At 71.2% G+C, this 22,631-nt stretch carries 19 protein-coding genes, 1 pseudogene and 2 riboswitches; of the genes and pseudogenes, 13 read left to right on the forward strand and 7 right to left on the reverse strand.

The features are described 5' to 3' along the window. Window positions 1-9: 9 nt before the first annotated feature. Window positions 10-217: riboswitch (cobalamin riboswitch) on the reverse strand. A 99-nt stretch (window positions 218-316) separates the two neighbouring features. After that, a riboswitch (cobalamin riboswitch) is annotated at window positions 317-523 on the forward strand. Window positions 524-630: 107 nt separating this feature from the next. Further along, the gene (metE, locus tag FKR81_RS28350) at window positions 631-2,880 is read left to right on the forward strand and encodes a 5-methyltetrahydropteroyltriglutamate--homocysteine S-methyltransferase (protein ID WP_146356276.1); all 2,250 of its coding nucleotides are present in this window, start codon (window positions 631-633) and stop codon (window positions 2,878-2,880) included. A 285-nt stretch (window positions 2,881-3,165) separates the two neighbouring features. Next, on the forward strand, window positions 3,166-4,068 hold the full coding sequence (locus FKR81_RS28355) for a tetratricopeptide repeat protein (RefSeq protein ID WP_146356278.1): 903 nt from the start codon (window positions 3,166-3,168) through the stop codon (window positions 4,066-4,068). 88 nt (window positions 4,069-4,156) lie between these two features. Here FKR81_RS28355 and FKR81_RS28360 read toward each other — a convergent pair whose 3' ends face one another. Then, window positions 4,157-5,155 carry a polyprenyl synthetase family protein gene (locus FKR81_RS28360; protein WP_222598429.1) on the reverse strand — a complete coding sequence of 333 codons (999 nt, stop codon included), beginning with the start codon at window positions 5,153-5,155 and terminating at the stop codon, window positions 4,157-4,159. Next, entirely contained in the window at window positions 5,149-6,054 is a 906-nt protein-coding gene (locus FKR81_RS28365) for a polyprenyl synthetase family protein (protein WP_146356280.1), read from the reverse strand. Before FKR81_RS28365 ends, FKR81_RS28360 begins: the two co-directional genes overlap by 7 nt. 100 nt (window positions 6,055-6,154) lie before the next feature. Between FKR81_RS28365 and FKR81_RS28370 the strand changes: the two genes are divergently transcribed. From FKR81_RS28370 to FKR81_RS28395, 6 genes are all read left to right on the forward strand, one after another. Beyond that, the gene (locus tag FKR81_RS28370; RefSeq protein WP_146356282.1) at window positions 6,155-7,102 is read left to right on the forward strand and encodes a terpene synthase family protein; all 948 of its coding nucleotides are present in this window, start codon (window positions 6,155-6,157) and stop codon (window positions 7,100-7,102) included. Between the two features lie 84 nt (window positions 7,103-7,186). Further along, window positions 7,187-8,143, forward strand: a complete 957-nt coding sequence (locus FKR81_RS28375) for a chitinase (RefSeq protein WP_146356284.1) — start codon at window positions 7,187-7,189, stop codon at window positions 8,141-8,143. A gap of 69 nt (window positions 8,144-8,212) precedes the next feature. Then, window positions 8,213-9,010 (forward strand): ankyrin repeat domain-containing protein, encoded by a 798-nt coding sequence (locus tag FKR81_RS28380; protein WP_146356286.1) that lies wholly within the window; start codon window positions 8,213-8,215, stop codon window positions 9,008-9,010. 109 nt (window positions 9,011-9,119) lie between these two features. After that, window positions 9,120-9,761 carry a metal ABC transporter ATP-binding protein gene (locus FKR81_RS28385; RefSeq protein WP_235921819.1) on the forward strand — a complete coding sequence of 214 codons (642 nt, stop codon included), beginning with the start codon at window positions 9,120-9,122 and terminating at the stop codon, window positions 9,759-9,761. Continuing rightward, entirely contained in the window at window positions 9,758-10,600 is an 843-nt protein-coding gene (locus tag FKR81_RS28390) for a metal ABC transporter permease (protein WP_146356290.1), read from the forward strand. Before FKR81_RS28385 ends, FKR81_RS28390 begins: the two co-directional genes overlap by 4 nt. Beyond that, window positions 10,561-11,340, forward strand: a complete 780-nt coding sequence (locus tag FKR81_RS28395) for a metal ABC transporter solute-binding protein, Zn/Mn family (protein ID WP_146356292.1) — start codon at window positions 10,561-10,563, stop codon at window positions 11,338-11,340. Before FKR81_RS28390 ends, FKR81_RS28395 begins: the two co-directional genes overlap by 40 nt. A 39-nt stretch (window positions 11,341-11,379) precedes the next feature. On the opposite strand, the gene FKR81_RS28400 is transcribed toward FKR81_RS28395, so the two are convergent. Continuing rightward, the gene (locus FKR81_RS28400; protein ID WP_146356294.1) at window positions 11,380-12,903 is read right to left on the reverse strand and encodes a class I adenylate-forming enzyme family protein; all 1,524 of its coding nucleotides are present in this window, start codon (window positions 12,901-12,903) and stop codon (window positions 11,380-11,382) included. Next, entirely contained in the window at window positions 12,900-14,531 is a 1,632-nt protein-coding gene (locus tag FKR81_RS28405; RefSeq protein ID WP_235921820.1) for a CoA transferase, read from the reverse strand. The genes FKR81_RS28400 and FKR81_RS28405 overlap by 4 nt, the downstream gene beginning before the upstream one ends. A gap of 69 nt (window positions 14,532-14,600) precedes the next feature. Between FKR81_RS28405 and FKR81_RS28410 the strand changes: the two genes are divergently transcribed. Next, on the forward strand, window positions 14,601-15,710 hold the full coding sequence (locus FKR81_RS28410; RefSeq protein WP_146356296.1) for an acyl-CoA dehydrogenase family protein: 1,110 nt from the start codon (window positions 14,601-14,603) through the stop codon (window positions 15,708-15,710). On the opposite strand, the gene FKR81_RS28415 is transcribed toward FKR81_RS28410, so the two are convergent. From FKR81_RS28415 to sigC, 3 genes are read right to left on the reverse strand one after another with little or no spacing between them, the layout of a single operon-like run. Then, a complete protein-coding gene (locus tag FKR81_RS28415; protein ID WP_146356298.1) occupies window positions 15,691-16,491 on the reverse strand; it encodes a sugar ABC transporter permease in 801 nt (266 codons plus the stop codon). The genes FKR81_RS28410 and FKR81_RS28415 overlap by 20 nt on opposite strands. Continuing rightward, window positions 16,476-17,627 (reverse strand): MFS transporter, encoded by a 1,152-nt coding sequence (locus FKR81_RS28420; RefSeq protein WP_222598430.1) that lies wholly within the window; start codon window positions 17,625-17,627, stop codon window positions 16,476-16,478. Before FKR81_RS28420 ends, FKR81_RS28415 begins: the two co-directional genes overlap by 16 nt. A gap of 37 nt (window positions 17,628-17,664) precedes the next feature. Beyond that, a complete protein-coding gene (gene sigC, locus FKR81_RS28425) occupies window positions 17,665-18,240 on the reverse strand; it encodes an RNA polymerase sigma factor SigC (protein ID WP_146356300.1) in 576 nt (191 codons plus the stop codon). Between the two features lie 45 nt (window positions 18,241-18,285). Between sigC and FKR81_RS28430 the strand changes: the two genes are divergently transcribed. From FKR81_RS28430 to dinB, 4 genes and pseudogenes are all read left to right on the forward strand, one after another. Then, window positions 18,286-19,044, forward strand: coding sequence for a zf-HC2 domain-containing protein (locus FKR81_RS28430; protein ID WP_146356302.1), 759 nt, complete (start codon window positions 18,286-18,288; stop codon window positions 19,042-19,044). A gap of 113 nt (window positions 19,045-19,157) precedes the next feature. After that, window positions 19,158-20,966: pseudogene (locus FKR81_RS28435) on the forward strand (glycoside hydrolase family 3 protein); the annotation flags it as partial. A 27-nt stretch (window positions 20,967-20,993) separates the two neighbouring features. After that, window positions 20,994-21,380 (forward strand): carbohydrate-binding protein, encoded by a 387-nt coding sequence (locus FKR81_RS45235; protein ID WP_235921825.1) that lies wholly within the window; start codon window positions 20,994-20,996, stop codon window positions 21,378-21,380. Window positions 21,381-21,409: 29 nt separating this feature from the next. Then, window positions 21,410-22,603 (forward strand): DNA polymerase IV, encoded by a 1,194-nt coding sequence (gene dinB / locus FKR81_RS28440; RefSeq protein WP_146356306.1) that lies wholly within the window; start codon window positions 21,410-21,412, stop codon window positions 22,601-22,603. The last annotated feature ends 28 nt before the right edge of the window (window positions 22,604-22,631 follow it).

Raw genomic sequence — 22,631 nt, forward strand, 5'->3', positions numbered from 1 at the left:
CCGCACGCGGTCGCGTGCGGGGCGCTGGCAGGTCTTCGGACTCACGGGCGTGCCTGGCAGGCGCCTACCGGCCGTCGCTTCCCGGACTCGCGTCCAGTGCTTCGTTGACGGCTTTCGTTCCCGTTCACCGCTGCGGGGCAGTCCCGGACTCGCACCGGGTTCCCTCTTGCGACGACCGATCTGGATGATCGGCCGAACCAGCTATCGCGGCACAATACATGGACACCGCAGCCCCACATGCACCCCACATCTAGTGGCGTGTCGCTCAGTTGGAGTAGCGAATCCCAGTGGCCGGATGCCGTGATCGGCTTGGGCTACGCTCAGCGGTGCCGACGGTTCACCCGGTCCTCGAGGACCAGGTGAGGCAAGAGGGAACCCGGTGGAAATCCGGGACTGCCCCGCAGCGGTGAGTGGGAACGAAAGCCGTCAGAAGCACTGGATCTCGGGATCTGGGAAGCGACGGCCGGTAGGAGCGTGCAGCACGCCCACGAGTCCGAAGACCTGCCGCCGGTGCGCGCACCACCGGTGCGCGTTGCTCCGGAGCCTCTCGGGTGGGCCAGGGCGCTCGCTTCGCGCTGCGCTGCCTCGTGGGTCTCCGGTGCTGTCCGCACGCTCGCGAGGAGAGAGCTTGTGATCACCATCGGCAGCACCGTGCTCGGTTACCCGCGCATCGGTCCGAAGCGCGAGCTGAAGCGCGCCGTCGAGCAGTACTGGGCCGGCAAGATCGACGAGTCCGCGCTGCGGGAGGTCGCCCGGCAGCTGCGGGAGTCGACCTGGACCGAGCTGCGGGACGCGGGCCTGGACACGATTCCCGGCAACACGTTCTCGTTCTACGACCAGGTGCTCGACACGGCCGAGCTGTTCGGCGTCATCCCGCAACGGTTCCACGATCTCGGTCTGTCCCCTTTGGACACCTACTTCGCCGCGGCGCGCGGTCGCGGTGACGCGGTCGCGCTGGAACTGACGAAGTGGTTCGACACCAACTACCACTACCTGGTCCCCGAGCTCGGCCCGGACACCGCGTTCCGGCCGGCCGGCGACAAGCCGATCGCCGAGTTCCACGAGGCCCGCGAGCTCGGCATCACGACGCGGCCGGTGCTGCTCGGTCCGGTGACGTTCCTGTTGCTCGCCAAACCGACCGCGGCGGGCTTCGAGCCGCTCGCGCTGCTCGACCGGCTGCTCGACGTCTACACCGAGCTGCTGACCAGGTTGCGCGCCGAGGGCGTGGACTGGGTCCAGCTGGACGAGCCCGCGTTCGCCGCCGACCGCACACCCGCCGAACTGAGCGCGCTGCGCCGCGCGTACCAGGTGCTCGGCGGCCTGTCCGGCAGGCCGAAGGTGCTCGTCACCGGGTACTACGGAGACCTCGGCCCCGCGCTGGAGGTACTGGCGACCAGCCCCGTCGACGCACTGGCCGTCGACCTGGTCTCCGCGCCGGACAGCCAGATCGCGGCGATTCCCGCGTTGCGGGACAAGACGCTCGTCGCCGGCGTGGTCGACGGCCGCAACGTGTGGCGCACGGACCTGCACGCCGCGCTCGCCAAGGCCGCGTCCCTGCTCGGGTCCGCCGGCCACGTCGCGGTGTCGACGTCCTCCACGCTGCTGCACGTGCCATACGACCTGGACGCCGAAACCGGCCTCGACGCCGACGTCCGCGCGCGACTGGCGTTCGCCCGGCAGAAGGTCCGCGAGGTCGTCCTGCTCGGACAGGCGCTGCGCAACGGCGCGAACGGCGAGTTCGCCGACGAGGCCGCGCGGTCCCGCCCGACGCCGCGCCGCGACGACCACGTGCGGGCGCGCGTCGCGTCACTGCGACCCGAACACCGCGTCCGCGCTCCGTACGACGAACGTGCCGACGCGCAGCGGGACCGGTTGAAGCTGCCCCAGCTCGCCACCACCACGATCGGCTCGTTCCCGCAGACCGGCGACATCCGCAGGGCACGTGCGGAACTCCGCGCGGGCGCGCTCGACCAGGCGGGCTACGACCAGCGGATGCGCGACGAGATCGACCGCGTGATCGCGTTGCAGACCGACATCGGCCTGGACGTGCTCGTGCACGGCGAGCCCGAGCGCAACGACATGGTGCAGTACTTCGCCGAGCACCTGGACGGCTTCGCCTCCACCGAGTTCGGCTGGGTGCAGTCGTACGGCTCCCGTTGCGTCCGGCCACCGATCATCCACGGCGACGTGTCCCGACCGGCCCCGATCACCGTCGGCTGGTCGGCCTACGCGCAGTCGCTGACCAGCAAGCCGGTCAAGGGCATGCTCACCGGACCCGTGACGATCCTCGCCTGGTCGTTCGTCCGCGACGACCAGCCGCTCGCCGACACCGCCGCCCAGGTCGCGCTCGCGTTGCGCGACGAGATCCGCGACCTGGAGGCCGCGGGCATCCGGATCGTCCAGGTCGACGAGCCCGCGCTGCGCGAACTGCTGCCGCTGCGCGCACAGGACCAGCAGTCCTATTTGGACTGGTCGGTGGCCGCGTTCCGGCTCGCCACCTCCGGTGCGGCGCCTGCCACGCAGATCCACACCCATCTGTGCTACTCCGAGTTCGGCGAGGTGATCGACGCGATCGACGGACTGGACGCCGACGTGACGACCATCGAGGCCGCGCGTTCGAAGATGGAGGTGCTCGAGGACCTGCGCTCCGCCGGCTTCAGCCGCGGTGTCGGGCCCGGTGTGTACGACATCCACTCACCGCGAGTGCCTTCCGCGAACGAAGTCGCCGTGCTGCTGGTGGAAGCGGTGCGGGCGGTGCCGGGCGACCGGCTGTGGGTCAACCCGGACTGCGGCCTGAAGACCCGCGGCTACGCCGAGGTCGAGCCCGCACTGCGCAACCTCGTCGCGGCCACCCTGCGCGTGCGCGCCACGCTCACATGAGCGGCAAGTCACCTGCCGAGTCGCGCCTGACGTTGTCGCAGATCATGGACAACAACGACACCAACCTGATGGGGACCGTGCACGGCTCCCGGATGCGGACGGCGTGACGTGACCGCGTCCCTCGCTTCCTCGGGGAGCGAGGGACGCGGTGCGCACATTTGTATGCGCCCCTCGCGTAGCCTTCCCGCCTCTTCGACGTCCCTGTCGGTCCAGACAGGACACTCCAGCAGTCGAGCGCGGGTACCAAGACTGGTGCGCGCGCAGAAGATGGAAGGCTTTACTCCTTTGAGCGCAACGAGTTACACGACCCTCGCCGGACTGGTCAAGGACCCGGCCAGCAGCGGCGCCGACCTGTACGCCGCGGCCATCGGGCTGCGGGACAGCTTCGTCCGATCCGAGCACCTGATCGGCCTGCTGCCGCCGGACGCCCCCGAGGTGCTCGTCGCCGGCCTGCGGCGGGCCGGTGACGCGGGCGTCGTCGACGCGTGGCTCGAGCTCGGCCGCCTGCTCACCAAGGGCGCGGCGCCGTGGGCGCCCTATCCGGAGCGCGACGTCGACGCGGCGATCGAGGCCTACCAGGCCGCGGACCGCGCCGGATCGGCGGCAGGCGCGCTCGGGTGGATCAGGGCCGCCTACTTCGCCCGCAGCACGTCCCACGCGACGGCGGCCGCGACCCGGCTGGCCGAGCTGCTCGCGGCGCGACCGGACGACCCGGACCTGTTGCTGCTGACCGGATACCTGACGCACCAGGGCTACGGCCACCCCGCCGACCCCGCGGCGGCCGTGCACCACCACCTCGCGGCGGCCGAACACGGCAGCGGCGACGCCGCGTTCGAGCTCAGCGTGCTGTACGGGTCCGGCAGCGGCGTGCCCGCCGACCAGGAGGAGTCGCATCGCTGGACCTTCCGGGCCGCCGAACTCGACAGCGCTCGTGGAATGGCCAACCTGGGCGGCATGTACGCGACCGGCCGCGGCGTCGAGCAGGACCCGGCCGCCGCGGTCCGGTGGTACGCGAAGGCCGCCTACCGGGGCCACGCGAAGAGTGCTTACACCGCAGGCGTGATGTACCTGGTCGGTGACGGCGGCCTGCCGGTCGACGAGGACGAGGCCGAGTCGTTCTTCGCCCGCGCCGAGGAGCTCGGGTTCAACGTCGACGACAACCTCGAGGCGATGGGCCTCTCCCGGTAACACCGGCCGCGGCACTCCCAGGGGAATCCGGCACGCAGGTGGCCGCCTGCGCCGGTGTGCCCGCGCCCGCAGGGGTGGTTCGCGGGCATCAGGCGAGGTTGTCGCGGTAGTACCGGACCGCGAGCTCGGCGAGCGCGGTCAGCTTCTCGCTGCCGCCGACGGCGCGATCGACGTGGGTGATCGCCACGTCGATCCGCCGCCGGATCTCGGACTCCGCCCAGTCCCGCGCTCCCGACCGGATCACCAGCGACGCCGCGTACCGGGCCTGCTCGTCGTCCAGTTCGACGCCGTTCGCGTAGAGCTCCGCGAGCTCGGGCTCTGACCCCAGCGCGCGCACGATCGGCAGGGTCTTCTTGAGGCGCGCCAGATCCGAGCCGGTGGGCTTGCCCGTGGCGGACTCGTCGCCCCAGATGCCGAGCAGGTCGTTGGCGAACTGGAAGGCCACGCCGATCTCCACGCCGTAGTCGTCGAGCGCGTCGACCACCGCGGCGTCCGCGCCCGCGGTGAGCGCCGTGACCGCGCACGCACAGCCGAGCAGGACACCGGTCTTCCTGGCGGACATGAGGAGGCACTCGTCGAGGGTGATACCCGGCCGTTGTTCGAAGGCGATGTCCATGCTCTGCCCCTCGCACAGCTCGGTCACGCACCGCGCGAGGCGGGCGACCGCGGCGCTGGGCACTTCCCCGTGCGTCGCAAGGGTTTCGAGGCCGAGCGCGAGCAATGCGTTTCCCGCGAGCAGTGCGTCGACCGTGCCGTAGACCGTCCACAGCGCGGGTTGGCCGTGGCGTCGCACGTCCTGGTCGTGGACGTCGTCGTGCACGAGCGTGAAGTTGTGCACCAGCTCGATCGCGGCGGCCACCGTCACCGCGGTGTCCGGCGAAGCCTGCAAAGCCTCGGCTGCGGCGAGAACGAGCGCGGGTCGCACGGCCTTTCCGGTGCCGCCGCGGTGCGCGTTGCCCGCGCTGTCCCACCAGCCGAAGTGGTGTCCGGCGATCAGCCGCATCCTGTCGGGCAGGGTGTCCACGCGTTGGCGCAGCACGGGTTCGACAGCGCTGCGGGCCCGTCCCAGCAGGTCGGTCGTCACCACTCGCGCACACCCGGCAGCGCGAGGTCGGTGAGCGCGCGCAGGGCGTCCGCACCGGCCGGATGGAACGGCGCGTCGTCGAGCGCGTCGAGTGCCCGCCTGCGCCGGGTCACGATCATCCGGCGGACCTCGTCGACCGCACCGGTCTCGGCGATCAGCAGTTGCGCCATCCGCACTCCCGCGTCGTCGAGATCCCGGTCCCCCACCAGGTGCACGAGCTGCTCGCGTTGCGACGCGGTGGCGAGCTCGAACGCCAGCTCGAGCACCACGGTGGCCTTGCCCTCGCGCAGGTCGCCGATCGGCGCGAGCGGTCGCGCACCGTCCGGCACGACGTCCTCCAGGTCGTCGAGCAGCTGGAACGCCTCCCCCAGCGGTTCGGCGTACGCGGTGCAGGCGTCCTGAACGTCCCGGCTCGCCCCCGCCATCGCCGCACCGATCCGGAGCGGGCGGTGCACCGTGTACTGGGTCGTCTTGTAGTGGATCACCTGAAAGGGCTGCTCGGTGCCCAGCAGATCGAGCAGTTGCCCGATGAGCACGTCCTCGCGCATCCGCCGCACGCGCTCCGCCGCGGTCGTGCCCGCACCGCCGAGGAGTTCCGCCGACCACGCCTCGCACATGTCTCCCAGCAGGATCGCGGCGCTGACCGCCGACCACTCGTCCAGCGAGTCGACGACGCGGTGCAGGGTCGGCCGGCCACGCCGCGTGTGCGACCGGTCGATCACGTCGTCGTGGATCAGCACGTAGGCGTGGAAGAGCTCCAGCCCGACCGCCACGTCGAGCAGACGCGGGCTCGCGTCGTGCCGCACGGTGTGCCAGCCTGCCCAGCAGAAGCGGGCGGACTCGCTTTCCCGGCCCGTCGAGAAATGCCCCCAACCACCGCAGTGGCGCCATTGTGTGAGCATTCGTCAATTTTCCCGCCCGATCGAGCACGAACGTCGCGAGAGCGCTGTCTATGTCCTTTCGAACCGCGGCCAGGTCAGACGTCCCATTTGGAGTCAAATGATGAAGTATTCGAAGGGACAAGCAGTGATGAACACACAACCGATAGAGATTCCCTTTCCGGTTCGACAACACCCCGACAGATCTCGCATTGAAACCAGTACGAGGGACTGGGCGGCCCGGTTCGGCCTCGTCGACGGTGACGACGCGAAGCGGAACCTCGCCGCGGCCCGGTTCGGGGAGTACGCCGCCTACACCCACCCGGCCGCGCCCTGGCCGGAGGCCGGGATCACGGCCGACTGGCTGACCTGGGCATTCCTCATCGACGATCAGTACGAGGACGGCGAACTCGCCACCGCGGACACCTGGCGCGAGATCATCGCCGCCGTCACCGACGTCCTCGCGGCCAGGCCACCGAGCGGCCCGTTCGCCGACGCGCCCCTGATCGCGGCACTCGCGGACCTCACCACCCGGTTGTACGCACTCGCATCGCCGGCCTGGCAGAAACGTTTCACCTCCCATTTCGCCGCCATGGTCGCGGGAGCGCTGCGAGAAATCGAGCTCCGTCACGCGGGCATCGCGCCAATGCGGGCGGACTACGTCGAGCTTCGACGTGACGCGGGGGCGATGAGAGTCGTCTTCGACATCATGGAGATCTGCATTCGTGCGGAACTGTCCGATGAGGTGTACCGGGATCCGCTGTACCAGGAAATAATCGAGTCCGGCGCCGACGTGGTGACCTGGACGAACGACCTCCACTCGGCCGCCAAGGAACTCTCCGCCGGCATGGTCACCAACATGGTGCTGGTGTTGCACCACCATGAAGGAATGGACCTGCCCCGTGCCGCCGAGGCCACTCGCAATCTCGTCGCACTACGCGTCGCCGATCTGGACATCGCGGTACGCCGGCTCGGAGACGGTCACCCGGCCCGCCGGTGCGCGGAAGCGGTCTGCGACTGGGTGGCGGGCTCCAACAGCTGGCACGCCGCCGGCACCGACCGCTATCGCTGACCCACCGGACGTCTAGCCATAGCCGCCGGTTTGGTCTATACCAATGATGACCCACCTCACACCCTGCCACTGAGGAGGTTCGTCATGCGGAAGCTGTTCAAGATCGGATTGATCGCCGCGCTGGCGGCGATGGCCCTGCCGGTCGGCACGAGTCAGGCGGCGACGGCCTCATCGGTCGCGCCCTACGTGGACATGGGCGCGTGGCCGACACCCGTGTTGTCCACAATGGCCGGCAAGGGAGGCGTGAAGAGCTTCACCCTCGGTTTCGTCACCTCGTACGGCTGCAAGGCCAGCTGGTTCGGCGCGTACGACCCCAGGACGGGGTGGCAGAAGGAGGAGATCGCCAAGCTCCGGGCGGCCGGCGGTGACGTGAAGATCTCCTTCGGCGGCGCGTCCGGCATCGAGCTGGCCTACTTCTGCACCACGCCGACGACGCTGGCCAACGAGTACGACGCCGTGGTCAACGCGTACTCGCTGAAGTACGTGGACTTCGACATCGAGGGAGCCGCCGTCGCCGACCCGACGACGGTGGCGCGCCGGTCGCAGGCGCTGAAGATCCTCCAGGACCGGCACCCCGGCCTGAAGATCTCGCTGACCCTGCCGGTCCTGCCCAGCGGGCTCACCCAGGACGGCGTGAACGTGGTCCGGTCGGCCAAGAACGCCGGCGTGAACCTGGACGTGGTCAACGTCATGGCCATGGACTACTACCAGGGCCCTGCCGACCAGGGCGCCAAGGCGGTCGCCGCCGCCAAGGCCACGCAAGCCCAGGTGAAGTCGGTGTACGGACTCTCCGACGCGGCCGCCTGGAAGAAGATCGGCGTCACCCCGATGCTGGGCGTGAACGACTCGCAGAACGAGATCTTCTACCAGAAGGACGCCCGCACGCTGGTGAGCTTCGCCAGCTCGGTGCACCTGGGCATGCTCTCGTTCTGGGAGCAGGGCCGGGACGCCAACGCGTGCACCGGCGCCCTGTACCGCTGCACGAACGTCGCGCAACAGCCCTACGAGTTCGCCAGGATCTTCGCTGGCTACAACGGTTAGCTCGATTCGATCTCCGCCCCATGAGCGTCAGCCGATACGTTGACGCTCATGGGGTGGAGATTCAGAGGTGTGTACACCGTCGGATCGCCGGGCGGCCGGGAGTGGCTGGCGGGCGACGAGGTGGTCCGGGGTCGTTATCACCACATCACGCCCGATGACGCGCCGCGCGCACGGTTGCCGTCCACCGGTGTCGTGGTCGTGCACGGGTTCGGCCCACCGGCCACCTACGACCACGTGGACCCCGACCTGGTGTCGAGACCGTTGCCCTGGGACGCGTTCCTGCCCGCGGAGGGTGACACCGGAGGCCTCGACGCCGCGGACGCACTGACCATGCTCGGCAGGTGGCACCGTCCACCGACCGCCATGGTCGCGTGGATGCGGGAGCTCGCGCGCGCCGCCGGTGCGCCCGCGGTGCTCTACCAGTGCGAGACGTCCGGTGGTCCGCCGGACCACGAGAGCGCGCTGCTGGTGAACGAGAAGGAGATCGCCGTCGTCGTGTGCTGGGACGAGCCCGGTGGCAGGGCGGTGTGGCCGGCGGATCTCCAGGCTCCGGACCCGCTCCAGTTCCTGCTCCGGTCGCTGGGCGCGGAACCCACCGGGTGGTACTTCGAGCCGCACGCCCGTGACGACCTGACCGGTGCGCTGCCCTGGGACGATCCCGCCGCCGACCGGCTCAGCCTGTTCCGGGCGTGTGTTCGCGGCGACCTGGAGGCCGTCGACGCGGTGCTCCGGCGCGGGGCCGACCTCCACGGGTATCCGTTCGAGTCACCGCTCAGCGCGGCGTCGGACCGAGGTCATACCGCCGTGGTGGAACGGCTTCGGCAAGCCGGTGATCGCCGCCAGGAGGACGTGACGCCGGGCCAGTGAGATGACCGGCCCGGCGTGACTCGTCCACTGGTCGGACCGCATGCCGAAGAAGTTCCCCGGATCACCCGACAGAGGGAACTGACGAGGCCTCCTGGCCGACTAGATGCGCGTGGAAACGACAGGGCTGCCGGTCCGCTTCGCGGGCGTGAGCTGCGCGCACGGCGGACGTGCCGTCGTGCGCGACGTCGACCTGGTGGTGGAACCTGGCGAACTGGTCGCGCTGACGGGCACGAACGGATCGGGCAAGACGACCCTGCTGCGCGCCGTCCTGGGCTTGCACCGGGCGAGCACCGGCGTCATCGAGGTCGGCGGAGCGCACGCCCGGTCCGCTGCCGACTGGGCGCAGCGCCGCCGCGAGGTCGCCTGGATCCCGCAACGCCAGGCCGCGGGCCGGTTTCCGCTGCTGACCGACGAGCTGCTCGCCAGCAGCGGAGCACCCGAGCACGCGCGCGCGGCCGCCGCCCAGCTCGGCGTCGACCACCTCCGTGACCGGCCGCTGCACACGTTGTCCGGCGGCCAGCTCCAGCGCACCTACCTCGCGCGGGCGATGGGTTGCATCGAGGCCGGAGCCGGGCTGCTGCTGGCGGACGAACCCACCGCGGCGCTCGACTTCGCCGGGCAGGCCGACGCCGCCGACCTGCTCGCGTCGTTGCCGGTGACCGTCCTCGTCGTCACGCACGACCGTGCGGTGGTCGAGCGGTGCGAACGGGTGCTGGAGATGGCCGCGGGCACGCTGCGGGAGATCTCGTGATCGAACTGCTCGAGCTCGCCTCGGTGCAGCGGGCCGCGTTCGCGCTGCTGCTCGGCGCCATCGGACTGCCGATCGTCGGCGTGGTCATCATCGGGCTGGACATCATGCCGGTGCGGTTCGCGATGATGCACATCGCGTTGCTCGGCATAGCGATCGGCCTGTTCACCGGACTCGATCCGTTGCTGTGCGCGGTGGTCGCGTGTGGACTGTCGGGCGCCGGCCTCACGCCGCTGGCCCGCAGCTCGACCGGGTTGTCCGGGGCGATGGGGCTGTTGATGAGCCTCGCCATCGCCGCTGCGCTGCTGGTGCTGTCGATCTCCGGTGTGAACGCGTCCAGCGCGTTCGAGCTGTTGTGGGGCTCGATTCTCGCGACCCGCACCGGCGACGTCGTCCTGCTGGGTGCCCTCGCGGTGGTCGTGCCCGGCTTGTTCCTGTTGCGACGCAGGCAACTGGCGCTGTTGCTGCACGATCGCGAGCTCGCCGCGTGCTCCGGGGTGCGGGTCGAACGGCTGACGCTCGTCCTGCTCGTGCTGGTGGCGATCGCCATCGCGGGCGCGATCCGGCTGACCGGCGCGCTGCTCGTCGACGCGCTCACCCTGCTGCCCGCGCTCGCCGCCCGCAGGCTCGCCCAGTCCCTCACCGCGATGGCGTTGTGGGCGGTCGGCATCGGTGTCGGTGTGAACCTCGCCGGGTTCGCACTGGCCCTGCTGCTGGACCAGCCGCCCGGTCCCGTCCTCGTCCTGCTGGCGGGAGCTGTCGCACTCACCGTCCACCTGATTCCCGAACGGAGAACGACCACATGGCAGTCCGCGGCATCGCCCGGATCTCTTGGGCACTGATCGCGTCAGCACTCGCGCTGACCGGATGCGGATCGAGCACGACACCCGCGTCCCAGCAGGCCGACGGCCCGAAGATCGTCGCGACGACCAGCTGGGAGGCCGGTTTCGCGAAGGCGGCCGGCGCCAGGAACGTCACGGTGATCGTGCCGAAGTCCGTGCTGCACGCGCCGGACTACGACCCGAAGCCGTCCGACCTCGCCGCGGTCGCCGACGCGGACTTCGTGCTGTACGCGCCGTTCGAGGCGTTCGCGCCCAAGATCACCGACGCGGCCGGGTCGAAGGCGAAGAAGGTCGAGGTCGCGCTGGACAACTCGCGCGACAAGGTCAAGGCCGAGGTCACCCGGCTCGGTGAGCTGTTCGGCACCGCCGACGCGGCGAGGAAGTGGAACGAGTCGTTCGACGCCGAGTACACCAAGCTCGCGGGCGACGTGAAGGCCAAGTGGCCGGCCGGGCAGCCGCCGAAGGTCGTGGCGCAGATGTTCGTCGGGTACGCCGCGGACCTCGCGGGCGCCGAGGTGCTCGGCACCTACGGCCCCGAGCCGGTGACCGCGTCGCAGGTCGCCGACCTGGTGGGCAAGGCGCCGCAGTTCGTGTTCGAGAACTCGCACATGAGCACCGGCACCGTGCTGCCCGACGCGAAGGCGAAGCAGGTCATGCTGGTGAACTACCCCGGTGACGACAACGACCTGCTCGGCGTCTACCGCACCAACGCGAAGACCATCATCGAGGCGCTGGCGTGACGCGGGGTGAGGGGCGGCACGACGCCGCCCCTCACCGGGTCAGCGTGCGAGGCGGCGCAGGACTTCCTTGTCGACCTTGCCCGCCGGGCTCAGCGGCAGCTCGTCGAGCACCAGCAGCCGTTCGGGGTGCTTGAACCGCGCGATGCCCGCGGCAGCGAGGAACTCGCTCAAGCACTCGACCCCCACCTCCCCGGTCAGCACGAGACAGGCGCACAGCCGTTCGCCCATCAGCTCGTCCGGCACGCCGACGCACGCGACGTCGCGGATCGCCGGGTGCGCCGCGATTGCCTGCTCCACCTCCGCCGGGCTGATGTTGGCGCCACCGCGGATCACGACGTCCTTGCGTCGCCCCACCACGGTCAGGTAACCGTCCGAGTCGAACACGCCGAGGTCGCCGGTGCGCACCCAACCGTCCGGGGTGCGGTAGCGGGCGTTGAGGTCGTCGTCGCCGACGTAGCGCATCGGGCTCATCGGGCCGCGCGCGATGATTTCTCCCGCCGTGCCAACGGGAACCGGCTGCAGCGCGTCGTCCACCAGCCGGATCTCGGCGACCGCGGGGTTGGGTCTGCCCGCGCCGGTGGTCCGCTCGGCGGGGTCGTCGAGCGCGGTGTGGCAGTTGACGCCGTCGGCTGAGCCGTAGACGTTCACGACCGTGCAGCCGAACGCGTCGCGGCAGGCCTGCGCGGTGGTGGCGTCGAGCTGCGCGCCGCCGGGAGCGATGACCCGGATCGACGAGGTGTCGCTGGTGCGCGGCTGGTCCAGCAGCATCCGGAACATCGTCGGGACGCCGAAGAGGTGCGTCGGCCGGGCGCGTTCGATCAGGTCCAGTGTGGACTCCGGCGTGAACTTCCGCTGCACCACCAGCGTCCCGCCGTGCCGGGCGAGCGTGACGGTGGTGCCGTTGCTGCCGAACGACGACGCGAGCGGAACCAGGAACAGCGCGCGCAGCTCCTCGCCCGGCGGGATCAACCTGCCGACGAACGCCCCGCGCCCGCCCAGCAGTGCGTTGTGCGAGTACAGCACCATCTTCGGCTCGGCCTCGGAGCCCGACGACACGAGGATCCGCGCCGGGCCGTTGGGATCCGACCGCACCGGTGTGAACGCACCGGCGGGAGCGAGGAGCTCGCGGGGCGTGAGCACCGGACAGGGCACCGCGCCCGCCAGGTCCTCGTCCGCGATCACCGCCACCGCGCCGCTGCGCGTGACCAGGGACCGCGCCTCGTGAGAACCGCGGCCGACCGGGAACGGCAGCACGACGCCACCTAACGCGGCAACGGCGAGATCGGCGGCACACGCGTGTCTGCCGTTGGCCAGCTGGGTGGCGACCACGTCGCCCGCACCGACACCGTGCCGACGCAGGTTGGCCGCCATCAGCAGGGCAAGCTCGTTGAGCTCGGCGTAGCTGACCTCGCCGTCGTCGTCGATCACGGCGGCCTGTTCCGGCCGCAGGAACACCCGCAGCGAGAACAGGTCGTAGATGTCCCGGTCCGGGTAGCGGCCCTGCTCGGCCCAGCGGTGCCGCAGCTCCGCGGGCACGAGGTCGCGCACGGTGGTGGCGGTCAACGAAACCTCCAGGGTGTCAGCACTTCCGGGCACCGGTCGGTGTCGATCGCGACGGCATCGGCGAACCGCGGATCGGTGACGATCGCGGCCAGGTCGTCGGTCACCGGCACGCCTTCGTGGCGCCAGCCGCCGGTGCCGCGCGCGGGCCGCCGGAACCCCGGCGCGGGACGGCCTTTCGCACCGAGCTGCAGCAGGTCGGCGGCGGCCAGCAGGGACGACTCGCAGCGGATCGCCCTGCCGGTTCGCTCGCGGTGCAGCAGTGCGGCCACGGTCGCGTGGGCACCGAGCAGGCCGCCGAGCACGTCGAGCAACGTCATCAGCGACGGTGCGGGCGGCTCGTCGCTCGGGCGCAGCAACTCCCCCAGCCCGGTGCGGGCCTGCGCCATGAAGTCCGTGCCCATCGGCGCGTCCGGCAGCCGGTCCGCCCAGCCGGAGGTGTGCACGAACACCAGCGACGGGTTCACCACGACCAGGTCGTGCGCGCCCAGCCCGAGTTGCTCGGCCTTGCCCGGCGCCCAGTTGTGCAGGAACACGTCCGCCGTCCGCACGAGCTCGCGCAGCCGGTCGCGGTCGCGCGGGTCCTTGATGTCGATCTCCACGGCGGACTTGCCGCGGTTGAGCGCGAGCCAGCGCGCGGACATCTCGCCGCACATCGGTGGCACGCCGCGCAACGGATCCCCGCCCGGCGGCTCGATCCTGATCACGTCCGCGCCCAGCAACCGCAGCAGATGAGCCGCCAGCGGCGCCTGCACCCGGCGGCCCGCCTCCAGCACGACCAACCCGGACAACGGCAGGTCGCCGCCAGGCCGAACACGATCACTGCTCGCGTCCAACGTGGACAGCTCCCACGCCGGCAGCGGCACGAACTCCGCCTGCCTGCGCGCGTACGGGTAGAGCTCGCAGATGCTCATGCCCGATGCGTCCGCGTGCGCGGTGAGCTCGGCGAACGTCCGGGTCGTGGTCGCCTCGTGCAGCTCCGGCGGCAGGGGCGCCGCCGCGGTGGCGTACCGGAACTGGAACGGCCGCCATCCGGCACCGATCGCCCTCGCGGGAACGTCCAGTCGCGCCCAGAACGCCTGCCACACCGCAGGATCGAGCGCCTCGATCTCGAACAGCACACCGTCCTCGCTCCGGAACGGAGGTCCGCCCGGCCCGATCGGCGCGGCCTCACCCTCAGGTGCGCCCGCCGCGGCGAGGTACTGCGACACGGTCAGCAGCGCGGCCTGCGCCACGCTCGTCGTGACCTCGGATCGTCCGGCCAGCACCGCCGCGAGCAGCCCCGTACCGCCGACGACTCCGGCCGCGGTCGCGCAGTAGTCCAGCCCCAGCCCCGCTGGTGCGCCGGTGCTGCGCCCGTGCACGTGCATCGGCCCGCACACGGCCTGCGCGCTCGCCTCGTCCACGACCTCACCGCCGTGCAGCGGTCCGGCCCAGCTCACCGTCAGCTCGGTGCCGCCGGTGCCGACGTGCGCGGCTTCACCGTCAACACCGGGGAACCGCGAGACCGTCGCGCCCGACTGGTGCAGGAGCGCGCTGAGCACGTCGGCCGTCGCGGAGTCACCGCGGACCGTCACCTCGGTCGTGCGGGGCGGCGGGTCGGCCGACGTCCGGGCGAGGTGCAGGGTCACACGAACCTCCTCGGAGAACAGGGACTGTCCTCCCACGAGTCGGACGACACGGCGCGCTGGTTCCCGGCGATGAGGAGACTGCTTGTGCTGGAACGGATCTCGGCTTTCGTGCGCGACCACGTGCAGCCTGTTGAGACGGTGCTCGACGGCGACTCCGCGCACGCCGAGCTGGCCCGATTGCGTGAGCTGGCGAAGTCGGCGGGCCTGTGGGCGTTGCCACTCCCCCGCGAGCTGGGAGGCGGTGGACTCGACCTCGCCACGTACTTCGGCCTCGCGGAAGCAGAAGGCCGCAGTGACCACGGTCCGACGGCGCTCGGGTCGGCGAGCCTGCTCGACGTCCGCATGTTCCGCGCGCACGCGAGCGAGGCGGTTCGCGAGCGCTACCTGAAGTCCTTGGTGGCCGGGGAGATCACCGGCAGCTATGCGATGACCGAGCCCGGTGTCGCCGGTTCCGATCCCGCCGCGTCGCGAACGACCGCCGCACGGGTGGCAGGCGGTTGGGTGCTGAGCGGGCGCAAGTGGTTCACGACCGGCGCCGGAACCGCCGCCTACGTGACGGTGCTGGCCGGTGGCTCGTTGTTCGTCGTCCCCACCGGCTCGCCCGGTTTCCGCGTGGTGCGGGAGATTCCGGTGCTCGGCGCCTCAGGGCAGTTCGAGATCGAGGTGGCGGAGGTCTTCGTCCCCGCGGAGCACCTGCTCGGCGAAGGTGGTGACGGGCTGGCGATCGCGGGCACCCGGCTGGCGCTCGGCCGGACGCTGCGGTGCCTGCGCTGGATCGGCCAGGCGGAGCGCGCGTTCGAGCTGATGTGCGCCCGCGCCACCACGAGGCAGGTCCGCGGCAGCGCGCTCGCCGACCGGCAACTGGTGCAGCAGCACGTCTTCGAAGCGCTGCTCGCCATCCGCTCGGCTCGGGCGCTCACCCGTCAGGCGGCCGAACTCGTTGCCGCGGAACAGGATGCACGCACGGAGATCGGCCTGGCCAAGGTCGCCGCCGCTCGGACGCTGCAGCAGGTCACCGACTCGGCGACCCAGGTGTTCGGCGCGGAAGGACTCGGCCCGGACACGCCGTTGCCGATGCTGTCCCGCATCGCGCGCACCGCCCGGATCCTCGACGGCGCCGACGAGCTGCACGTCTCGGCGACCGCTCGCCGCGTGCTGGCTAGAGGTCGTGCGGACTGAGCCTGCCCTCCGACATGGCCAGCGCGAGCGCGAAGAAGAAGGTTCCCCACACGAGCTCGTGGTTCACGAGCTCCTCGTAGCGGCCGCCCAGCAGCCTGCCGTCGACGAAGTGGCGCTCCGCCAGGCGATCCAGCATCGGCGAGACGTCACGGCCCAGCTTCACCACGGCGACCGCGGCGATCGCCTCGGCCGAGCTGTCCTCAGACTCCAGCCACTCGTCCGCCATGGTCTCGGCCCGGTCGCGGTAGTCGTCACCGAGCCACAGCACCGCATCCGCCGCGGCGAGCAGCAACCACGCCCTCCCCCGGCTCCACCGCTCCAGCGGGTGCAGCTCGAGGTGCTGGTCGAGGTGGGACCGTGCGACGTCGTGGAAACCGGCCCAGGCCAGCAGCGGCACCACACCCGCCGCACCGTCCGCCCGGATGCCGGTGTCCTGGCCGATCGCATCGCCCCACGGCACCAGGCCGGTTCCCGCGTCGAACCGCGAGACCAGCGACTTCGCCGCTCGCACGGCCAGGTCCGCGTCGCTCCGCCCGTACCAGAAGATCATGCCCTGCAGCACCGTGTCCGCATCGGACCAGCACTCCAGACGCGCGTTCCAGCGCGGCGTTTCCGGGTGGCCGAACAACGACAGCAGGCCCACCCAGAACCCCGCCGTCCACGATCCGCGCGCGGTCGTGCGCCACAGTCCGCCGACCGGGTCCGCGTGGAGCGGAAACCGGTCGCCGACCTCGGCGAGCGTCTGCTCGACCCGGTCGCGCAGGTTCACCCCTGCGACCACTTGACCACCGCCGCGGCCGCCGCGCACTCGGCCGCTACCAACGCCCACCCGGCCGAGTAGCTCCCGGACACCTCGACGAGCAGGCCGAACAACGGTGGCCCGACGGCGAATCCGGCGAAGAACCCGGCCGCCACGAGCGCGGAGTTCCGGCCCAGCTGCGCCGGCGTCGACGCTCCGACGACGGCGAGCACCGACACCGCGTTCGCCGCCACCGCGCACGCGCCGACCACGGCGACGGCCAGCCACGCCAGCACCGCGTTGGCGGCCAGCAACAGCACCGGAGCGGCCGCGGCGACCAGTGCCAACGGCGCCAGCAGCGACATCGGTTGCCTGCCTGCGGACACGACGCGCGCCCACCAGATCCGGCCCGCGATCCCGACGACGCCCAGCACCGCGACCAACCCCGCCGCGGCCGGCGCGGAGTACGAGAGCTCCTGCGTCGCGAACAAGGCGACGTAGGTGTTGACCGCCGCGATCCCGCAGCCCAGCAACACCGAGAAACCCGCCAGCAGCCACACCACGGGCTCGGCGGCCAGCGACACCTTGATCGTCGGCACCCGCACCGGTGCGGTGTCGTGCGGCAACACCAGGCTCGCGACGGCCGCGAGTGCCGCGCAGCCCGCCGGCACGCCGACCGCGACCCGCCAGTCGACCGCGTCGGCCAGCCAGGCCAGCGGAAGTCCGGCGACGAACGCGCCGAGCTGCACCCCGGACTGCTTGATCCCGAGCAGCACCGGCCGTCGCGGCGGGGGCACCGCGGTCGCGATCAACTTGTTCGTCGACGGGTTCGCCAGCGCCTGCGGGACTCCGCCGATCGCGACAGCCACTACGAGCACCGCGTAGTGCGGGGCCGACGAGAAGACCGCCAACGCGACCGCGCTCGCGGCGAACAACGCGATCACCGACCGGCGCGGCCCCACGGCGTCGACCACGGGTCCGATCATCAGAGACAGCGCGGCGGCCACGCCGAAGCCCGCGGTGACGAGCACGCCGAGCAGCGGACGGGCGATGCCGAACTCGGTCACCAACGCGGGCGCGAGCGCACCCAGCAGGAACAACGGCAGCATCGACGAGGTCATCGCCGCCGTCGTCAGCACGGGCACCGCGGCGCGGTCGCGCAGGTGAGCCTTCTCCACGCCCACTAGTCGGGTGATCGGCCGTGCTGGTTCCCGGTCAGATCACTCCGGCGTCGGTGTGCTCCTGGCCGCTGATCAGATCTTCACGAGCACGTGCGACGCGCGACCGGACCGTGCCGATCGGGCAGCCGCTGACCTCGGCGGCCTCGGCGTAGGACAGGCCGAGCACCTGGGTCAGCAGGAGCGCTTCGCGGCGTTCCGGCGCCAGTCCGGACAGCATGACGTTGAGCTCGACGACGTCCTCGAACCCCGCGTTTCGGCCGTGCTCGGCGAACCGGTCCGCGTCCGAGGCGAGCTGGTAGTCCGCCGACCAGGCGATCGACGGCCGCGCCACCGCGGCCCGGATGTGGTCGACCACGGTTCGCCGGGCGATCGACAACAACCACGTCCGCGCCGAGGCGCGTCCCTCGAAGCCCGGCAGGCTGCGCAGTGCCCGCAGGTAGACCTCCTGCGTCAGGTCGTCCGCGACACCGACGTTGGCCAGGTGCGCGCTCAGTCGCCAGACATCACGCTGCGTAGCACGAATGAACTGCTCAAGGGCAGTTCGGTCACCCGATCCAGCGGCCAGCGCGAGTGCTGTCACCGCTGCGTCGTCACCGCGCGAAGTCGACACGGTCGGGAGAGTAACCCACCAATTGGCGGGAACTGTTAACTCCCGATGTCCGACAATCTCTACGTGGACTGCGACACCTGCCGTGAAGCGCTGTCGGCCAGACTGGACGGCGAACCCGAATCGGCGCCCGCTGACCAGGTCGAAGGGCACCTGGCGGAGTGCGCGGACTGCCGTGCCTGGCAGGACCAGGCCGCGGCGCTCACCCGCACGCTGCGCCTCCGGCCCGCGACGCCCGTTCCGGACCTCACCGCCGCCATCCTCGACGCGGCGCCCGTCATCGAGCCACCCCGGCCACGGGGCTGGCTGCCGCGGATGCTGCTCGGCGGCGTCGCCGTCGCCCAGCTGACCATCGGTCTCGCCCAGATCCTCGGCACCGGCGAGTCAGCGCACAGCGGCCACTCCACGGGCGTCGACAGCAGCCACCTGTTCAACGAGAGCACCGCGTGGAACCTCGCGCTGGGCCTCGGACTGCTGTGGACCGCACTGCGTCCGGCCGCCGCGAGCGGCCTGCTGCCCGTCGTCGGCGCGTTCGTGGCGGTGCTGATCCCGTTCTCCGCGAGCGATCTCCTCGGTGGCGCCGCCACCGTCTCCCGCGTCACCACGCACGCCCTGCTGATACTGGGACTCGCGCTGCTCGTGATCGTGCACCGCGGCAACCGTGATCCACACGGCCGCACGCCCGTCAGCACCTCCGACTCCCCCGGCGCCGAAACGGGGGCGGCCGACGCGCCGGAACCGGGGACGCGGACGCGGTCTCAGCGACGGGTGCGGCTGCGGCCGGTCAGCAGGCGCCGCGCGGCCTGAACCGGTACTCGTTCCGGTCGCCAATGGTCTACACCACTGGGTGAACACGCGTTACGCTCGACGAAACCTGTTGTGCGGCAACGTGAACAGGACCTCACACCGGAGGTCTGCCCATGCGCTCCCTCGTCGCGGCCGTGATCCTCCTGGCTGCCGCTGTCGTCGACACCGGTACCGCCTCCGCCGCCGATCCGATCTACCAGGACCCGAGCCAGCCGGTCGCCGCGCGCGTCGCCGACCTGCTCGGCCGGATGTCGCTCGACGAGAAGGTCGGGCAGATGACGCAGGCCGAGCGGAACGCGGTCAGCGCGGCCGACCTGACCACCTTCCGGATCGGCTCGCTGCTCTCCGGCGGGGGTTCCGCGCCTTCACCGAACAACGCCACGTCGTGGGCGAACATGTACGACGGGTTCCAGCGCGCGGCGACCGCCACGCCGCTGGGGATCCCGCTGATCTACGGCGTGGACGCCGTGCACGGTCACAACAACGTCGTCGGCGCCACGATCTTCCCGCACAACATCGGCCTCGGCGCGACCCGCGACCCGGCGCTGGTGCAGCGGATCGGGCGCGCCACCGCGGAGGAGGTGTCGGGCACCGGCATCGACTGGGACTTCGCGCCGTGCCTGTGCGTCGCCCGCAACGACCGCTGGGGCCGCACCTACGAGTCGTTCGGCGAGCAGCCGGAGATCGCGTCCTCGATGACCACGCTCATCACCGGCCTGCAGGGCGCCAAGCTGTCCGATCCCGGTTCGGTGCTGGCCACGGCCAAGCACTACATCGGCGACGGCGGCACCACCGGCGGTGACGACCAGGGCAACACCCAGATCAGCGAAGCCGAGCTGCGCGCGGTGCACCTGCCGCCGTTCCGCGAGGCCGTCGCGCGGGGCGCCGGTTCGGTGATGATCACCTACAGCAGCTGGAACGGCACGAAGACGCACGGCCACAAGTACCTGATCACCGACGTGCTGAAGAACGAGCTGGGCTTCAGCGGCCTGGTGGTGTCGGACTGGAACGCCATCGACCAGATCGACGGCCAGCCGGGGTTCACCGCGACCGAGGTCCGCACCGCGATCAACGCGGGCCTGGACATGATCATGGTGCCGGCCGAGTGGCGGTCGTTCATCACCCTGCTCAAGGCCGAGGTGCAGGCGGGCCGGGTGCCGATGTCGCGCATCGACGACGCCAACCGGCGCATCCTCACCAAGAAGTTCGAGCTGGGCCTGTTCGAGAAGCCGTTGACCGACCGCGCGTTCACGCCGTCGGTCGGCAGCGCCGCCCATCGGCAGATCGCGCGGGAGGCCGTGCGCAAGTCGCAGGTGCTGCTGAAGAACCAGAACGGCGTGCTGCCGCTGCCGAAGACGGCGAGCAAGGTGTTCGTGGCGGGCAAGAGCGCCGACAACATCGGCTACCAGAGCGGCGGCTGGACCTTGACCTGGCAGGGCGGCAGCGGTCCGACGCAGCCGGGAACCACGGTGCTGCAAGGCATCCGCTCCGCGGTGTCAGCCTCGACGACGGTGACCTACAACCGCAACGGCACCGGGATCGACGGCAGCTACCAGGCCGCGATCGCCGTCGTCGGCGAGACGCCGTACGCGGAGGGCGCGGGCGACCGGACCGGCGGCATGGGCCTCGACAGCGAAGACCTGGCGACGTTGGCGACGCTTCGGGCGTCCGGTGTTCCGGTCGTGGTGGTGCTCGTGTCCGGCAGGCCGCTGGACATCGCGGCCCAGTTGTCCGGCTGGCACGCGCTGGTCGCGGCCTGGCTGCCGGGCACCGAGGGCAACGGCGTCGCGGACGTGCTGTTCGGCGATTACCGGCCCACCGGCGCGCTGCCGTTCAGCTGGATGCAGAGCGCGAGCCAGCAGCCGATCAACGCCGGCGACGGCAAGACGCCGCTGTTCGCCTACGGCTTCGGCGACCGGTTCCCGGCGACGCAGAACGCTTACGCCCTGATCGGCGCGAGCTACTACGACGAACAGCGCGGCACGCAGGTCGAGCGCTGCACGGACTCGGGCTGCGGGCAGAACGTCGGCTACCTCACGCCGGGCGACTACGTGGCCTACGCGGACGTGGACTTCGGTGCGACTCCGCCGACCTCGGTGGTCACCCGGCTGGCGTCCGGCTCCACGGCGGGCGGAACGCTGCAGTACCGGCTGGACAGCCCGACGGGCCCGCTGGTCGCGACGGTGCCGGCGGCGAGCACCGGCGGCTGGCAGGCGTGGACGAGCCGCACCGCGACCGCGAGTGGAGCGACCGGCGTGCACCGGCTGTACCTGGTGGCGACCGGCGGGACGGGTGGCGACCTGGCGAACGTGAACTGGTTCCAGTTCGCCCGTTAGTGTGCACACAGGACGATTGATGCGAACATGTGTTCGTGAGCACGACGCCCATCCTGCACGCCGATCTGGACGCGTTCTACGCCTCCGTCGAGCAACGGGACGACCCACGTCTGCGCGGCCGGCCGGTGATCGTGGGCGGCGGCGTGGTGCTGGCCGCGAGCTACGAGGCCAAGAACCTCGGGGTGCGCACCGCGATGGGTGGCGCACGGGCGCTGCGGCTGTGCCCGCACGCGATCGTCGTGCCTCCGCGGATGTCGGCGTACTCCGCCGCGAGCAAGGCGGTCTTCGAGGTGTTCCGCGACACGACACCCCTGGTCGAGGGCCTTTCGATCGACGAGGCGTTCCTGGACGTCGGCGGCCTGCACAGGATCTCCGGTCCGCCGGAGGTGATCGCCGAGCGGTTGCGCAGGGAGGTGCTCGAGCGGGTCGGCCTGCCGATCACCGTCGGGGTGGCCAGGACGAAGTTCCTGGCCAAGGTCGCGAGCGCGGTCGCCAAGCCCGACGGCCTGCTGGTCGTGCCCGCGGACCGCGAGCTCGAGTTCCTCCACCCGTTGCCGGTCGAGCGGCTGTGGGGCGTCGGCGAGGTGACCGCGGCGAAGCTGCACGCGCGCGAGATCGACACCGTCGGCCAGGTCGCCCAGCTGGACGAGCGCACCCTGGTCACGATGCTGGGTGCGGCGGCAGGCAGGCACCTGCACGCGTTGGCGCACAACCGCGACCCGCGCCCGGTGCAGGTGGGCAGGCGCCGCCGCTCGATCGGCTCGCAACGGGCGCTGGGCCGCAGGCCGCGAACGCCGGACGATCTGGAGGCGATCCTGGCCTCGCTCATCGACCGCGTGTCGCGACGCCTGCGCACCGCCCACCGCGCGTGCCGGACGGTGGTGCTCCGCCTGCGCTTCGCCGACTTCACGCGGGCGACCCGCTCGCACACGTTGCCGCACCCGACCACGGAGACGGAGTTGCTGCTGACGACGGCGAGGCTGCTGCTCGCCGCCGCGATGCCCACCATCACGAGCCGCGGCATCACGTTGCTGGGCGTGTCACTGGCCAACCTCCACGACGACGACGCGATCCAGCTGATGCTGCCGTTCTCCGACCACGAGCCGGGCGCGCTCGACTCCGCGCTGGACCACGTGCGGGACCGCTTCGGCACCTCGGCGGTGACGAGGGCGGCACTGCTCGGCCGCGACACGGGCATCTCGGTGCCGCTGCTACCGGACTAACCTCCAGCACCCGAGGGGCGTAACCGCG

The sequence above is a fragment of the Lentzea tibetensis genome (assembly GCF_007845675.1).
Lineage (GTDB): Bacteria > Actinomycetota > Actinomycetes > Mycobacteriales > Pseudonocardiaceae > Lentzea > Lentzea tibetensis.

What these genes read in the sequence shown, in the direction of transcription:
- FKR81_RS28365 (WP_146356280.1), bottom strand. Translation starts at nt 6,054, where the DNA reads ATGCTCACACAATGGCGCCACTGCGGTGGTTGGGGGCATTTCTCGACG.
- FKR81_RS28370 (WP_146356282.1), top strand. Translation starts at nt 6,155, where the DNA reads ATGAAGTATTCGAAGGGACAAGCAGTGATGAACACACAACCGATAGAG.
- FKR81_RS28375 (WP_146356284.1), top strand. Translation starts at nt 7,187, where the DNA reads ATGCGGAAGCTGTTCAAGATCGGATTGATCGCCGCGCTGGCGGCGATG.
- FKR81_RS28395 (WP_146356292.1), top strand. Translation starts at nt 10,561, where the DNA reads ATGGCAGTCCGCGGCATCGCCCGGATCTCTTGGGCACTGATCGCGTCA.
- FKR81_RS28410 (WP_146356296.1), top strand. Translation starts at nt 14,601, where the DNA reads ATGAGGAGACTGCTTGTGCTGGAACGGATCTCGGCTTTCGTGCGCGAC.
- FKR81_RS28430 (WP_146356302.1), top strand. Translation starts at nt 18,286, where the DNA reads ATGTCCGACAATCTCTACGTGGACTGCGACACCTGCCGTGAAGCGCTG.